General features: G+C 68.7%; 14 protein-coding genes. 8 read left to right on the top strand and 6 right to left on the bottom strand.

The window, feature by feature from the left end:
- Positions 1-24 precede the first annotated feature (24 nt).
- On the top strand, positions 25-1,539 hold the full coding sequence (gene glpK, locus P2Q00_RS30080; protein WP_275776303.1) for a glycerol kinase GlpK: 1,515 nt from the start codon (positions 25-27) through the stop codon (positions 1,537-1,539).
- 48 nt (positions 1,540-1,587) lie between these two features.
- Here the strand turns inward: glpK and P2Q00_RS30075 are convergent, their stop codons facing one another.
- From P2Q00_RS30075 to P2Q00_RS30055, 5 genes are all read right to left on the bottom strand, one after another.
- Positions 1,588-2,325: an HAD family hydrolase gene (locus P2Q00_RS30075; RefSeq protein WP_275776301.1), complete on the bottom strand. Its 738-nt coding sequence runs from the start codon at positions 2,323-2,325 to the stop codon at positions 1,588-1,590.
- On the bottom strand, positions 2,322-3,128 hold the full coding sequence (locus P2Q00_RS30070) for a DeoR/GlpR family DNA-binding transcription regulator (RefSeq protein ID WP_275776299.1): 807 nt from the start codon (positions 3,126-3,128) through the stop codon (positions 2,322-2,324). Before P2Q00_RS30070 ends, P2Q00_RS30075 begins: the two co-directional genes overlap by 4 nt.
- Positions 3,129-3,210: 82 nt before the next feature.
- Positions 3,211-3,423 carry a hypothetical protein gene (locus P2Q00_RS30065; protein WP_275776297.1) on the bottom strand — a complete coding sequence of 71 codons (213 nt, stop codon included), beginning with the start codon at positions 3,421-3,423 and terminating at the stop codon, positions 3,211-3,213.
- Between the two features lie 150 nt (positions 3,424-3,573).
- Positions 3,574-4,011 (bottom strand): VOC family protein, encoded by a 438-nt coding sequence (locus P2Q00_RS30060; protein ID WP_275776296.1) that lies wholly within the window; start codon positions 4,009-4,011, stop codon positions 3,574-3,576.
- Positions 4,012-4,156: 145 nt separating this feature from the next.
- Positions 4,157-4,870 (bottom strand): beta-xylosidase family glycoside hydrolase, encoded by a 714-nt coding sequence (locus tag P2Q00_RS30055; protein ID WP_275776295.1) that lies wholly within the window; start codon positions 4,868-4,870, stop codon positions 4,157-4,159.
- Here P2Q00_RS30055 and P2Q00_RS30050 point away from each other — a divergent pair.
- From P2Q00_RS30050 to P2Q00_RS30025, 6 genes are all read left to right on the top strand, one after another.
- The gene (locus P2Q00_RS30050; protein WP_275776294.1) at positions 4,856-5,407 is read left to right on the top strand and encodes an oxygenase MpaB family protein; all 552 of its coding nucleotides are present in this window, start codon (positions 4,856-4,858) and stop codon (positions 5,405-5,407) included. The genes P2Q00_RS30055 and P2Q00_RS30050 overlap by 15 nt on opposite strands.
- Before the next feature lie 21 nt (positions 5,408-5,428).
- Positions 5,429-6,166, top strand: coding sequence for a WXG100 family type VII secretion target (locus P2Q00_RS30045; protein WP_275776292.1), 738 nt, complete (start codon positions 5,429-5,431; stop codon positions 6,164-6,166).
- Positions 6,163-10,014, top strand: a complete 3,852-nt coding sequence (locus P2Q00_RS30040; RefSeq protein WP_275776289.1) for a DUF6531 domain-containing protein — start codon at positions 6,163-6,165, stop codon at positions 10,012-10,014. Before P2Q00_RS30045 ends, P2Q00_RS30040 begins: the two co-directional genes overlap by 4 nt.
- Positions 9,983-10,480, top strand: a complete 498-nt coding sequence (locus P2Q00_RS30035) for an Imm50 family immunity protein (RefSeq protein WP_275776287.1) — start codon at positions 9,983-9,985, stop codon at positions 10,478-10,480. The genes P2Q00_RS30040 and P2Q00_RS30035 overlap by 32 nt, the downstream gene beginning before the upstream one ends.
- Positions 10,470-10,877 (top strand): Imm50 family immunity protein, encoded by a 408-nt coding sequence (locus P2Q00_RS30030; RefSeq protein ID WP_275776285.1) that lies wholly within the window; start codon positions 10,470-10,472, stop codon positions 10,875-10,877. Before P2Q00_RS30035 ends, P2Q00_RS30030 begins: the two co-directional genes overlap by 11 nt.
- Before the next feature lie 121 nt (positions 10,878-10,998).
- A complete protein-coding gene (locus P2Q00_RS30025; protein ID WP_275776507.1) occupies positions 10,999-11,229 on the top strand; it encodes a hypothetical protein in 231 nt (76 codons plus the stop codon).
- A gap of 442 nt (positions 11,230-11,671) precedes the next feature.
- Here the strand turns inward: P2Q00_RS30025 and P2Q00_RS30015 are convergent, their stop codons facing one another.
- Entirely contained in the window at positions 11,672-12,745 is a 1,074-nt protein-coding gene (locus P2Q00_RS30015) for an alkene reductase (protein WP_275776284.1), read from the bottom strand.
- A 269-nt stretch (positions 12,746-13,014) separates the two neighbouring features.
- Between P2Q00_RS30015 and P2Q00_RS30010 the strand changes: the two genes are divergently transcribed.
- Positions 13,015-13,401, top strand: coding sequence for a winged helix-turn-helix transcriptional regulator (locus P2Q00_RS30010; RefSeq protein ID WP_425579632.1), 387 nt, complete (start codon positions 13,015-13,017; stop codon positions 13,399-13,401).
- Positions 13,402-14,048 lie beyond the last annotated feature (647 nt).

Below are 14,048 nucleotides of genomic sequence, written 5' to 3'. Positions count from 1 at the left end.
ACACATCGGAAGGCAGGGCCGATCATGGTTGAGCGGTATGTGATGTCCATCGACCAGGGCACCACCTCCACGCGATGCATCCTGTTCGACCACGGCGGGCGGCTGGTGTCGGTCGCCCAGCGGGAGCACCGGCAGTACTTCCCCCGGCCCGGCTGGGTCGAGCACGACGCCGTCGAGATCTGGCGCAATCTCCAGCGCGTCGTACCCGAGGCACTGTCGAACGCCGGTATAGACGCGGGCCAGATCTCGGCCATGGGGATCGCCAACCAGCGGGAGACGACGGTGCTCTGGGACCGGCGGACCGGGGTCCCGCTGGGCAGGGCGATCGTCTGGCAGGACACCCGTACCGCCCCGCTCGTCGAGGAGCTGAGCCGACAGCCCGGAGACGAGTTCTTCCTCGAACACTGCTGCCTCCCCCCTTCGACGTACTTCTCCGCGCCCCGTATCCGCTGGCTGTTCGACCACATCGGCGGGCTGGAGCAGCGCGCCCGGGACGGCGAGGTGCTGTTCGGCACGATGGAGAGCTGGCTGATCTGGAATCTCACCGGCGGCCAGGACGGCGGCCTGCACATCACCGACGCCACCAACGCCAGCCGGACCATGCTGATGGACATCCGGACGCTGTCCTGGGACGAGGCGATGATGGACTTCTTCGGGGTCCCGCGCCCGATGCTGCCGCAGATCCGCTCCTCGGCCGAGAGTTACGGCGAGGCCCGCGCCGTGCTCCCGGGCGTGCGCATCACGGCCGCCCTCGGCGACCAGCAGGCGGCCCTGTTCGGACAGACCTGCTTCTCGCCCGGCGAGGCGAAATGCACCTACGGGACCGGCAGCTTCCTGGTGATGAACACCGGCACCGACCTCGTGCGCTCCCAGCACGGCCTCCTCACCACGGTCGCGTACAAGATCGCGGACCAGCCCACGGTCTACGCCCTGGAAGGCCCGATGGCCGTCACGGGTTCGCTGGTCCAGTGGTTCCGCGACCGGCTGGGCCTGATCAACAGCGCACCCGAGATCGAGACGCTGGCGCGCACCGTCGAGGACAACGGCGGCTGCTACATCGTGCCCGCGTTCTCCGGCCTGTTCGCACCCCACTGGCGTAGCGACGCCCGCGGCGTCATCGTCGGCCTCACGTCGTACATCACCAAAGGGCACCTGGCCCGGGCCGTCCTGGAGGCCACCGGCTGGCAGACCCGCGAGGTCGTCGACGCCATGAACGCCGACTCCGCGCTCGCCCTGAAGCAGCTCAAGGTCGACGGAGGCATGACGTCCGACCATCTGCTCATGCAGATCCTGGCCGATGTGCTCGATGTTCCCGTGGTACGGCCCCTGGTCGCCGAAACGGTGTCGCTGGGCGCTGCCTACGCCGCCGGTCTGGCGTCCGGCTACTGGCCCGATCTGGAGGTCCTGCGCCGCAACTGGCACCGGGCCGCCCAGTGGCTGCCCGACATGGACCCCGAACGGCGGGAGTGGGAATACGCAAGCTGGAAGCGAGCCGTCGAGCGGTCCCTGGGGTGGATCCAACCGCCGAAGCACTCGTGACGTATCGGCCCAGGGGCTGGTCGACGCACGTACTCCTGTCACATGGTGTCAGGTCACGAGCCGCAGCACGTCCGCCAGGCCACGCTCCCCGGTGCGGAACTCCGCCGGCAGGATGAAGGTACGCAGGCCGCAGGCGGACGCGCCGCCGTCGCGGACCGGATTGTCGCCGGCCATGAGAGTGGCGCGGGGGTCGGCGCCGAGGTCGGCGCAGGCCTTCAGGAACAGCTGCGGGTCGGGCTTTTCGCGGCCCTGCTCGTAGGAGATGACGCAGGTGTCGACCAGGGAGTCGAGCCCGTGGTGGACGAGGTGGATGCGCAGGTCCCAGGCGAAGTCGCTGACGATGCCGACGCGCAGTCCGCGCTCGCGCAGGGCACGCAGGACCGGTCCGGTGTCCGGATACGGGATCCAGGCGTCCGGGGCGGTGAGCTCGCGGTAGGCCGCGTCTTCCGCGCCGCGCAGGAAATCCACCTGCTCCCACCACCCCTGCATGGCGCGGCGGTGCTGCTCGGGCGAGAGGTCGCGGCCCTCCTGGACGGCGACGACGGAGGGCAGCCGGAAAGCGGTGTGCAACTGGTCGGAGATCCCGGCCACCGCACCGGGCCGGTCCAGCTCGGTGAGGCGGCCGCTCGCGGCGCCCACCCGGCGCAGCCAGGTCTCCAGGTCGATCATCTGGAAGATGGTGTTGCTGAAGTCGAACAGCACGGCCTGGACCGGGGGCACGGGCGCGGCCGTCTCGGCGTCGCTGGGGCGGTAGGCGCTCGGTGTTTCGAAAAGGGTGCGTATCACAGGGTGGGCTCTTCCGGTTCGACCGTCTCGACCGGCACACCGAGGGCGCGCATGGCCGCCAGTTCCGTTTTGGTGGTGCCGGTGTCGGTGATGACGGTGTCGTAGTCGGCCACGGTGCCGTAGGCGTATGTGGCGGTCTTGCCGAACTTCGAATGGTCCGCCAGGAGCAGGGACACTTCGGCGGAGGCGAGCATGGCCAGCTTCACCTCGACGTAGTCGGTCAAGGGATGGAAGAGGTGGCCTTCCAGAACGGCGGTGGCGGACATCAGGGCGAGGTCGGCCCGGATCCGGGACAGGGCGCGGGTGACGGAGGGACCGGTGCAGGAGTTGAAGTCGCCGCGGTAGTGGCCGCCCAGCAGGGTGACGCTCACGCCGGGCGCGGACCCCAGACGCTGCGCGAGGCCGACGGAGTTGGTGACCACGTGCAGCTGATCCAGCCGGGCCAGCGCCGTGGCCAGCGGGAACAGCGTCGTCGAGTCGTCCATCAGCAGCGTGCTGCCCGGCCTGATCCGGGCGGCGGTGGCCGCGCACAGTGCGTTCTTGGCCGCGAGGGCGCTGTTCTCGCGGAAGCGGGTGGCGGTCTCCATGGTGAGGGCCGGGAAGGCGACGGCCCGCCCCCGCTCCTTGCGCAGCAGATGGCGCCCGGCCAGGTCGTCCAGGTCCCGGTGCATCGTCATCAGACTGATGTCGAAGTGCCGGGCGAGGTCGTCGATACGGGTCTCGCCGTGCTCGGCGACGTACCGCAGCACGGCCTGGCGCCGCTCCTCGACGGCCGCCTGTGACAAGCGCGTACGGGCGGTCACGGCGCCCCTCCTTCCCGGTCGCTCAGGTCTCGCAGTTTCCCACACGAGCCGTTGGGGTCCGGGGCCTGTCCGGACCCCGGACTCACGGACCGTCCACCGTGACCAGCACTTTGACCTGCTCGGGGTCGACGGACGCCGCGAAGGCCTTGGCGGCGTCCTCCAGCGGATAGGTGGCCGTGACGATCTCGGCGGTGTCAACGGCGCCCGAGGCGAACCGCTGGCTCCGGCTCCGGAACAGGCGGTGGCGAGCAGGGCTGTGGCGGCGGCGCCGGCTATGAGGGCGTACTGGATCCATTAGCAGGGGACTGCGTGCTTGTAACGCATATTGCGAGAAAATCTTGGCTCTCCTATCACGAAGTGGTCTCACGGGCTGGCTCCGAGGCCTGGAAACGCCTCGTGGCCGGCGCCGCAACGGCACCGGCCACGAGGGGGTGGTCAGGGGGTGTCAGTTCTCGTCGCGGCCTCCCTGGTTCCGCTGACGGAGCGAGATCCGGTTGCCGTCCGGGTCCACCGCCTCGATGCGGATCCCGAACGGGTACTCCTCCGGTTCGGGCTGGTCGAAGGTCACGCCCCGGCCGCGGAACAGCTCGAAGTCCTTCCTCAGGTCGTCCGACTCCAGGAAGAGCGGACCGGGCACGGCGCCCGTCTCCCGCTCGGCGCCCGTCTCCCGCTCGGCCGGCTGCCCCGCGGCCGGAGCGTGCGGCCACAGGACGATCTCGAGCGGGCTGCCGGGGGTGGCCACGGTGAGGAAGCGTCCCTGAGGGCCCGGAAAGTCGATGCGCTTCTCCAGGCCCAGTTGCTCCGTGTAGAACCTCAGCGCGCGGTCCTGGTCGGTGACATAGAGCGTTGTGTACATGACGTTGGTCAGCATCGTGTCGTCCATCCCGGTGGGTCCGTGTTGCTCGGTCGCTTCGCTGACGGATCCCGACGGGGGAATGTGACGGGGGGACGCGAAGTCCCCGTGCGGACGGATGCCTGCCGGACCTGTCAGGGAGCGTCCCGCCAGGCCGCCTCGTCGAAGTCCGCAGTCAGGCCCCTCCGGTCAGGTCCCAGGCCCATGGGCCGACGAACGCGCCAGTGAAACCGAGGGCCCGGATCTGTCCGTTCTCGAACTCCTCGGCGTGCTCGGCGGACAGCACCGTGGCATCGAGAGGGCTGCCGATGCGCTGCCAGCCGTCTCCGCTGTCGTGGCGGAAGCGCAGGACTGCGCCCTGGAGGTCCAGGCCGAGACGCAGTCGGCGGGCCTCGCCGAGGGGCACTCCGTCGGCCTCGTCCACGCTCAACTCGCCGCGGTCGCAGCGCGCCACGCGGAGCACCGCCTGTCCCTCGTCGTCGGCGGTGACGTGCAGGAAGTACCAGTTGCGCGTGTTGTGGTACGCGGTGATCCCGGCCAAGTGCCGGAAGGAGCGCGGCCGGTACTCGATCGTCGCCTCGAACGCGCCGTCGGGGGACGGCACTCGGCGGGCGACCATGCTGGGGCCGACCAGACTCTGCGGGGAACGGCCGCCGTGCAGCCGCAGGTGGGACGGGCGGGCGGTGAGCGTGACCCAGTCGGGTGTCGCGGGGCGGCGCAGCGTGGACCAGCGGGGGTCGAGCGTCGGCTGGTCGAAGCCGTCGACCTCGCCGTCCGCGGCGGGTTCGCCGGCGGGCAGATCGGGGGCGGGGATCTCTACGGCGAGCAGGCTGGTGGGGACGCGCGGGCGGTAGGCCGCGAGGCGATCGGCCTGGTGCGCCGGATCCACACCCAGGTCCACGGGACTGCGCCGGACGGGCGGCCGTACCGTGCGGACGATCCCGAGCTGCTGACCTGGGTGCACACCCCCGAGGTGTACAGCTTCCTGGCCGGCCATCAGATCTACGCACGGCGCCGTTCCCGGCTCACCCCCGCCGAATGCGACACCTACTACGCGCAGGTCGCCCCGGTCGCAGAGGCGCTGGGCGCGGTCGAGGTGCCGCGCAACACCCGCGAGGCCACCCGCTATCTGGCTCGTGTGCGTTCCGAACTCCACGTCACCCAGGCCGCGTTGGAGGCCCTCGGCTTCCTGCGCGGCTTCGGCCGCACCAGGCGGGAGCGGCTGGTCGTCCGCCTGCTGACGAATGCCGTGCCGCCGCGTGGATCGGGCTCGTATCGCCGCAGCCGACCGGGACCGCTGCTGATCGGAGCCCTGCATCCGGGGCTTTGGGCATTGCCCGCTTCCCCACTCGCACCCGTCAACTTGATCGCGCATTTGCCCGGCCGTTACCCCTTCATGGGCGGCATACCTGATGGGCTGTCATAGATGTGACAGACGGGGGTCGGGATGGCAATCGAGCTGCCGGGGGAAGTGGTGTCGTTCCTCCAGTTCATCGGGGTGAACTGGCCGAACGTCAACGAGGACAAGGTCCGTGAATTCGCCGCGCATGTACGGGAGTTCGCGCAGAACTTGGACGACACCCACCAGGACTCCACCGCGACGATCAAACGTCTTGGCGAGGCGTACCAGGGGGCGTCGTACGAGGCCCTGCTCGCGAAGTGGGCGCAGCTGTCCAACAGCCACTTGAACGAGCTGGTCGAGGCCTGCCACACCGTGGCCACCGCCCTGGATGTTGCGGCCGATGTGATCGTGGCCATGAAGGTCGAGGCGATCGCCGAACTGGCGGTGCTGGCGGCCACGTTCATTGCGGACCAGGCGGCGGCGGTGGCGACCCTGGGCCTCGCCGAGGCGGCCGAGGCGCTGGTCGTGGAGGCGGCAGAGAAGCTGATGGACTTCCTTGAGCAGCAGCTGGAGCAGTACATCATCGGGCAGGTGATCGAGGCCGCCATGAACCCGTTGGTGGATGTGGTGGGGAAGGCCGTGACGGGGCTGGTGTTCCAGACCACCGAATCCGCGCTCGGTGTGTCCGCCGGCGGCGGGAGCACCGGGGCGGTGGGCGAAGGCTTCTCGGTCGACCCCGAGCGGATGCACGCGCACGCGGAGCTGATGCGCGGCCATGCCGAGACAGTGGCCTCTCATGCGGAGACGTTCCGGACCAAGCTCGCGACGGTGAGCTTCGAATGAGCAACCGGATCGTCCAGGCCCTGGAGGACGGGGCCCGGAAAATGGGCAAGGCCATCGGTGAGGACGCCGGCAAGGCCGTCAAGGACCTCTACCACGACACCGGCACACGGCTGAAGAAGGTCGCTCAGAACCACGTCGAGAACGACGCCAAGCACGCCTCCGAACTGGAGAAGATCCTCAAGGGCGGCGGCAAGGAAGACGTGCCAGCTCCGCGCGCCGGCACCAGTGGCACAGGGCGGGCGTCCGGCGCCGGGCAGGGCCGCGAGCAGGTGGAGAACGGGGCTCGCGAGGGCGTCGAGGAAAACGCCGGGTCCGAGGCCCGGCGCAGCGCCCGGGACGCGGTCGACGACAACCCGGAACACGAGGCGCAGTCGGCCAAGGAGAAGGTCTGCGACGGCGACCCGATCGACATGGCCACCGGCCGCATGCTCATGTCCCAGACGGACATCGCGCTGCCCGGCACGCTGCCGCTGGTGTTCGCCCGGACCTTCGAGTCCTCCTTCCGATCCGGCGGCTGGTTCGGCCCCGCCTGGTGCTCCACCCTCGACCAGCGCCTGCTGATCGACGACCAGGGCGTGATCTTCGTACGCGAGGACCGCTCCCTGCTCTCCTACCCGCACCCGGCACCGGGGACAGCGACGCTGCCGGTGGAGGGGGAGCGCTGGCCGCTGGAGGCGACCGAGGACGGCTACACCGTCACCGACCCGGCCACCGGCCGCATCTGGTACTTCACCCACCACGACGGGTCGCTGGCGCTCCTCGACCAGCTCGACGACCGCAACGGCAACTGGATCGCCTTCGACCACGACGCCACCGGCGCGCCCCTCGCGATCCGGCACTGCGGCGGCTACCAGCTGAACATCACCACGGACCACGGCCGCATCACCGGCCTGTGCCTCGCGGGAGCCGCCGAGGACGGCGGCGACCAACTCATCAAGACGTACGCATACAACAGCGCAGGTCAGCTCATCGAGGTCGGCGACTCCGAGGGGCGTGCCATGCGCTTCGGTCTCGATGCCCTGGGTCGTATCACATCGTGGACCGACAGCAACGGCAGCAGCTACACCTACGCCTACGACGAACGGCACCGCTGCGTACACCAGTCAGGAATCGCAGGGCACCTCAGCGCCACATTCACCTACGACGCGATCGATCCGGAAACCGGTCATCGCGTCACCGCGATCACCGACTCCCAGGGCAACACCACGCGCTACCTGATCAACGACGCGTCGCAAGTCGTCGCCGAGATCAGTCCTCTGGGCGCGGTGACCCGCTTCGAGCGCGACCGCTACAACCGCCTGCTGTCATGCACCGACCCGCTCGGCCACCCGACGACCTTCACATACGACGAGGAAGGACGGCTCGTCACCGTCCACCGAGCCGACGGACGCAGCAGCCACATCGACTACAACGCTCTGGGCCTGCCCGTCCAGATCACCGGCTTCGACGGCCGAGCCATACGGCAGACCTACGACAGCCGCGGCAACCGCACCTCCCTGGCTTCCTCGACCGGCGCCACGACCACGTACGCGTACACACCGCAGGGCCATGTGTCGGCGATGACGCATCCGGACGGCAGTACCTCGCACGTGCGATGCAACGCAGCCGGGATGCCCCTCGAAATCACAGATCCCCTGGGGAAAGCGACCCGTTACGAACGCGACGCCTTCGGCCGCCCGATCACGCTGACCAGCGCGCTGGGCGCGGCGACTCAGCTGCGCTGGACCGTCGAAGGCAAGCTCAGGACCCGGATCCTCCCGGACGGTCATGCCGAAGGCTGGACCTACGACGGCGAGGGCAACCAGCGCACGCACACCGATGTCCTCGGCCAGGTGACCCGCTTCGAGTACACCCACTTCGACCGTCTCGCCGCGCGCACCGGCCCGGACGGCGTACGGCACGAGTTCGCCTACGACACCCGACTCCGGCTCACCCAGGTCACCAACCCCCTGGGAGAGACCTGGAGATACTCCTACGACGCCGACGGACGCCTGGCCCTCGAGGAAGACTACGACGGGCGCGTGCTGCGCTATGGCCACGACGCCGCGGGGCGCCTGGCATCCCGCACCACCCCCGTGGGGCAGACCGTCCGTTTCACACGCGATGCGCTCGGGCGCATCGTCCACAAGGACGTCGACGGCGCGCTCACCACGTACACGTACGACACGACGGATCAACTCGCCGCGGCAGCGAGCCCCGACGTCAGGCTGGAGCTGCAGCGCGATCAGCACGGCCGCGTGCTCACCGAGACGGTCAACGGCCGCATCATGTCCTTCGGCTACGACGCCATCGGCCGGAGGGTCTCCCGTACCACCCCCACCGGTGTGCGCAGTTCATGGACCTACGACCATTCCGGCAGCCGCGTGCAGCTGGTCACCGGTGGACGAACCGTGACGTTCACGCGAGATGCCGTGGGGCGCGAGACGAGCCGCACCTTCGACGGCGGCCTGACCATGGACTTCGCCTACGACCCCCTCGGCCGTCTCGTCGGCCACACCAGCGCGGCGCCGGCCACCGGCGTCATTCAGTCACGCGCGTACCGGTACCGCGCCGACGGCCATCTCACGGGCGTCGACGACCAGTTGCACGGCCCCTCGCACTTCACCCTGGACGCAGTCGGCCGCGTCACCGCCGTCAACGCCCACAACTGGAGCGAGACCTACGCCTACGACGCCGCCGGCAACCAGACGGCCGTCACCTGGCCCGACGTCCTCGTCCCTGAAGGCCAGGGCGAGCGCACCTACAGCGGCACCCGCATCGACCGCGCCGGTGGCCTGCGTTACGAGTACGACGCAGCCGGCCGCACCGTGCTGCGCCAGAAGACCCGCCTTTCCCGCAAACCCGACATCTGGCGCTACCGCTACAACGCCGAGGACCAGCTCACGTCCGTCACCACCCCCGACGGCACGACCTGGCGCTACCTCTACGACCCGCTCGGCCGACGCACGGCCAAGCAACGCCTCGACGACAGCGCAGACGTCGTGGAACAGGTCGATTTCGCTTGGGACGGGAACACCCTCTGCGAGGAGACCCGGAGCACGACCGGCGTCACCCTCACCTGGGACCACGACGGCCGACGCCCCGTGGCCCAGTACGAACGCAAGCCGCTGTCGACGACCGAAGTCGACGAGCGCTTCTTCGCCATCGTCACCGACGTCGTCGGCACCCCCACCGAGCTGATCGACGAACACGGACGCATCGCGGCGCGCACCCGCACGACGCTGTGGGGAACCACTGCCTGGGACCACGGCGCGACGGCCTACACCCCACTTCGCTTCCCAGGGCAGTACCACGACGCCGAGACCGGCCTCCACTACAACCATCACCGCATCTACGACCCCGTCACCGCCCGTTACCTCACCCCCGACCCCCTGGGGCTGGCGCCTGCTCCCAACCCGGCGTCATACGTGCACAATCCGCACGTCTGGAGCGACCCGCTCGGTCTCGCTCCTCAGGAATGCGACCCTGATAATGTCCCGGGCACCAAGCGCACCTATGAGGAAGCCAAGGCCAAGGCACTCAGGGACGCAGGTATTCCAGAGGGCGCGGTCCCCCTGGAGAGTAACGATTGGGTAGAGGCCACGACGCCAGAGTGGCAAGGCGGCAAGCAGCTCATGGATGAGAACCACCAACCGATCTACTACACAGAGGAGATATACGAACACCCCGACGGCGAGAACTTCATCGTGTTCCAGGACCACCACTTCGGTCATCAGGAACCCGGAACCCCTGGCCATCAACCCGCACACGTCCACGTGCGACCGATAGACGACACCCGTAATGGGCAAGTCCCCGGAGCCGAAGAGCACTACTACTATGACCGTTCCACTCATCCCAGCCGACCCTGAGCCGCTTCGCCGGCTGTACGGCGACTTTCCCGGCCTGGACGAATTCAGGCTCCGCTCGATCAACATCGACCGGGCGGGCCCCTCGCTCACGCTCCGTATTGACCTCCTGGATTTCCCCGCCCACCCGCCGGAGGACTGGGTGGCAAACCAGTGCGACGTGGTGCAATGCCACATCCACTTCCTGGCGGTCGATCAACTCGCGCTGGGGGAGTGGAATCCGTCGACGAGAGCACGGCTCACCACCACACCCACGGCGGAACCTCGGATGATTGATGTGTCCGTCCGCGGCCCCGGAGTCTCGCTCGATTTTCAGAGCCACGAGCAAGTGACCATCCGTCACATCAGCGGTTTCCGCATGGCACCCGATGGTTCGGACGAGGTTCCCCACCACTTCCTCAGCAAGCTCGACGCACGCCGCTTCTCGACGATCCCCCGCACCTACGAAAAGACCTTCTATGCGCGCTGACAGCTGGGTTCAACTGCTCACGGAGCCCGCACTCATTGCGAGCCTCTACGATTCCCCGCCCGAGCTGAGCGCATGCGACCTTTTCTATGTCCATCTCGACGAGCGCGCAGATTCCGTGACACTGGGATTCGATACCTCGCACCTCCCGTCACACCCTCGCCCGGAATGGCAGGAGAAACCCTTCAACGCCTTCGAGTTTCATTTGCAGTTCGAATCCGTTACAGAACTTCGCGTCGCGGGATGGGATGCACCAGCACAGAAGAACATTCTGATGTCTGCACGCGAGGCCGGAGGCGTGAAACTTTCGGCGAGCGCGCCCGGATCGCTCCTCGAATTCGCGGCGGACCGGGTCCGAGTCGCGCGGACGCGTACGTACCTCGCCTCGTCGGCACTTTGATGTGGAGGCCAGGACGTCGGTGACGCAGGACCGCGTCTGGTAGCGACGGTTCCATCGACTACACCCCAACGCATCACCGGACATGTATTGAGGGACGGCGCCGTGCGCGATGCATGACCCGATGGTGGCACGTGAGCACGGCGGCGTCCCGTGGTGGTTCGCCTTCAACCAGGTGCGCGGACTGCCCGAGAAGCTGCTGGAAGGATGCTTCCGTCACCTCGTGGACGAGATGCTCGACCTGCTGACGGCCGACCGCACGGCGACCAGCGACTTCGACCGTTCGGAAAATAGCGTTCACGCATGGCCGATCTCTCAGCGGGCGGGGACGAGCACACCGCAGCCCTCAAGGTGAGCGATGCCGCGCCCGCTCCCGCCAGACAGCCCCGGGCCGCGCGCCGCAGGAGCGCATCCGACGCTGCCATGTAGCGATCGACGAAGTCCCTGTCGAGCCCTTCGCTCGGGAGGACCACCTGGCGCATACAGCCGTGTTCCCACAACTGCTCCATCACGAGCTCCTGACTCGGGTGGAGCCCGACCTCGCGCAGCAGCTGGCCGGCGAGTATGCGATGCAGACGGGAGATGCGGAAGATCGCATAACTGATCGGGCCGTGGTGCGCGGCCGACGGGACGTCCTGGGTGTCTCCGCTCGATGGCCTTATGTCCATGGGGTGTCGGGCCTCCATGCCGGTGCCTGCGGCGAGCTCGTCTCCGTCCGTCCGGAAAGCGCCGCGGCGCCCGCCGGGTTGTAGGCCGATGGGCGCCGCGGTGTGCCGGCCGTGATGACCGGCCGGTGATCAGTCGAGGGTGGGGTAGTCGGTGTAGCCGGTGTGGTCGCCGCCGAAGGACTTGGCGCGGTCGGGGGTGTTGAAGGGGCCGTTCTGCGCCAGGCGGGCCGGCAGGTCGGGGTTGGCGAGGAAGAGGGCGCCGTAGGCGATGAGGTCGGCGGTGCCGTCGTCGACGAGCTGCAGCTCGCCCGGGCCGGTGGGCTCCTGGCCGGTGAAGGGGTTGAGGATGAAGGTGGTGGGCCACGTCTTGCGGGCCTGCACGGTGAAGTCGCGGTAGCCGGGGGCTTCCATCTGGTGCAGGTAGGCCAGGTTCAGCGGGGCGAGGCCGTTGATCAGGGCGGTGTAGGTGGCCTCGACGTCGGCGCGGTCGCTCTCGTCGATGTCGTTGAACGGGTTGCCCGGCGACATGCGGAAGCCGACCTTGTCCGCGCCGATGGCGGCGACGACGGCCTTGGCGGTCTCGACGGCGAAGCGGGCCCGGGCCTCGGGGCTGCCGCCCCAGGCGTCGGTGCGGGTGTTGGAGTTCGGGGCGAGGAACTGGTGGATGAGGTACCCGTTGGCGCCGTGCAGCTCCACGCCGTCGAAGCCGGCCTCGATGGCGTTCTTGGCGGCGTCGGCGTAGTCGGCGATGGTCTGCTCGACCTCGGCGCCGCTCAGCTCCTGCGGGACCTCGAAGTCCTTCATGCCGTCATGGGTGTAGATCTGCCCCTTGGCCTGGACGGCGGAGGGGCCGACCGGCTTCCGGCCCTGCCAGGTGGAGTGGCCGACCCGGCCGGTGTGCATCAGCTGCAGGAAGATGACGCCGCCCTCGGCGTGCACCTTGTCGGTCACCTGACGCCAGGCGGCGATCTGCTCGGCGGTGTGGATACCGGGGGTGTCGGGGTAGCCCTGGCCGATCGCCGACGGCTGGGTGCCCTCGGTGACGATCAGACCGGCGCTCGCCCGCTGCGCGTAGTACTCCGCCATCAGCTCGGTCGGCGACTGGCCGGGGCCGTAGGCGCGGGAGCGGGTCATCGGCGCCATCACGATGCGGTTGGCCAGACGGGTCCCGCCCAGGTCGGTCGCTTCGAAGGCCTTCGACATGTTCATCATCCTTAGTTGTTCAAGACGAGCCGTTTACTGTCCGAACAAGTAAACACCATGAGCCCATACCGTCCTTCGTGTGATCCACGTCACGACGGAGGGATGGCGGCGTTGGGCGAGGTTATATGTGCAGTTCAAAGCGTTTTCATCGTTGACCGGCGCGTGTGACAGCGTGGGGTCGGCCGCCTGAAATCCGCGTTCCCGTGGTGGTGCCGTCAATGAAATAGTGGACGACCAAAGTATTTCGACCCGGTTGCGGAGTGCAGGAGATGTCGGTGGAAGGTCCCCGTCAGGAGTCGAGTCAGGTCGTCGCGCCCTGTCCGATCGCGCCCGTCGTCGACGTCGTTCACAGCAAGTGGACCGCTCAGGTGCTGTGGTGCCTCCTGCATCACGGCCGGCTCCGGTTCGGTGAGCTGAGGCAGCGGCTGCCTGCGGTGACGGCGAAAGTGCTCGCGCAACGGCTCCGGCAGCTCGAGCGCGACGGACTCGTGACGCGCACCCTCTACGAGGAGATGCCGCCGCGGGTCGAGTACGAGGCAACGGACCTGGCGGCGTCGCTGAGCCCGGTGTTCGCCGCACTCGCGGAGTGGTCCCGGCGGCATCTCGCCGAGGTCGAGACGGCTCGCGTCGCCTATGAGGGGCCGCTGGTGTCCTAGCCGGTGGAGGTAGCCAACGGGCGCCATCCTCATCCGCGGCGGCCACCTCGTCACGATGGACCCCGGCCTCGGGAATCTGCCCGACGCCGATGTGCTCGTCCGTGACGGACGTATCGCCGACGTCGCGCCGAACCTGCCGGCAGGCGGAGCGGACGTGGTGGAGGCGGGCGGTGGATCGTCCTTCCCGGACTCGTCGACGGCCACCGGCACGCCTGGCAGAGTCTGCTGCACGGGCTCGCCACCGACTGGAGTTTCCCGGCGTACATGCGTCTGGTCCGTGGCGGCTACGGCGGCTGCTTCGACGCCGAGGACGCCTATCTGGCCAACCTGCTCGGCGGCCTGGAATCGATCTCTGCCGGTACCATCACCTTGGTCGACCACAGTCACCTCCAGACCTCCACCGAGATCGGTACGGCGCTGCTGCGCGGCCTGTGGGACAGCGGCGTGGGCGGCTACTTCGCCTACGCACTGCAGAACGCCCCCGACTGGCTGGGCGACGCACCCGCCACCCCGGAAGCCCTCGCCGACCTCCTCACCCGGGCGCCGGACCCGGAACACGACGACCGCTTCCGCAGCGTGCGCATGACACTCGCCGACCTGGACCAGGCCGGCACCGACCGCCTCAGGCTCGGTGTGGCCCTGCCCGA

This window comes from Streptomyces coacervatus (assembly GCF_029223485.1).
GTDB classification, from domain to species: Bacteria; Actinomycetota; Actinomycetes; order Streptomycetales; family Streptomycetaceae; genus Streptomyces; species Streptomyces coacervatus.
Note: the sequence above shows the minus strand (reverse complement) of the source record. Positions and strands in the feature narration are given on the sequence as shown.

What these genes read in the sequence shown, in the direction of transcription:
- P2Q00_RS30025 (WP_275776507.1), top strand. Translation starts at nt 10,999, where the DNA reads ATGGTGGCACGTGAGCACGGCGGCGTCCCGTGGTGGTTCGCCTTCAAC.
- P2Q00_RS30060 (WP_275776296.1), bottom strand. Translation starts at nt 4,011, where the DNA reads ATGGACGACACGATGCTGACCAACGTCATGTACACAACGCTCTATGTC.
- P2Q00_RS30045 (WP_275776292.1), top strand. Translation starts at nt 5,429, where the DNA reads ATGGCAATCGAGCTGCCGGGGGAAGTGGTGTCGTTCCTCCAGTTCATC.
- P2Q00_RS30040 (WP_275776289.1), top strand. Translation starts at nt 6,163, where the DNA reads ATGAGCAACCGGATCGTCCAGGCCCTGGAGGACGGGGCCCGGAAAATG.
- P2Q00_RS30065 (WP_275776297.1), bottom strand. Translation starts at nt 3,423, where the DNA reads ATGGATCCAGTACGCCCTCATAGCCGGCGCCGCCGCCACAGCCCTGCT.
- P2Q00_RS30030 (WP_275776285.1), top strand. Translation starts at nt 10,470, where the DNA reads ATGCGCGCTGACAGCTGGGTTCAACTGCTCACGGAGCCCGCACTCATT.
- P2Q00_RS30015 (WP_275776284.1), bottom strand. Translation starts at nt 12,745, where the DNA reads ATGTCGAAGGCCTTCGAAGCGACCGACCTGGGCGGGACCCGTCTGGCC.
- P2Q00_RS30010 (WP_425579632.1), top strand. Translation starts at nt 13,015, where the DNA reads ATGTCGGTGGAAGGTCCCCGTCAGGAGTCGAGTCAGGTCGTCGCGCCC.
- P2Q00_RS30035 (WP_275776287.1), top strand. Translation starts at nt 9,983, where the DNA reads ATGACCGTTCCACTCATCCCAGCCGACCCTGAGCCGCTTCGCCGGCTG.
- glpK (WP_275776303.1), top strand. Translation starts at nt 25, where the DNA reads ATGGTTGAGCGGTATGTGATGTCCATCGACCAGGGCACCACCTCCACG.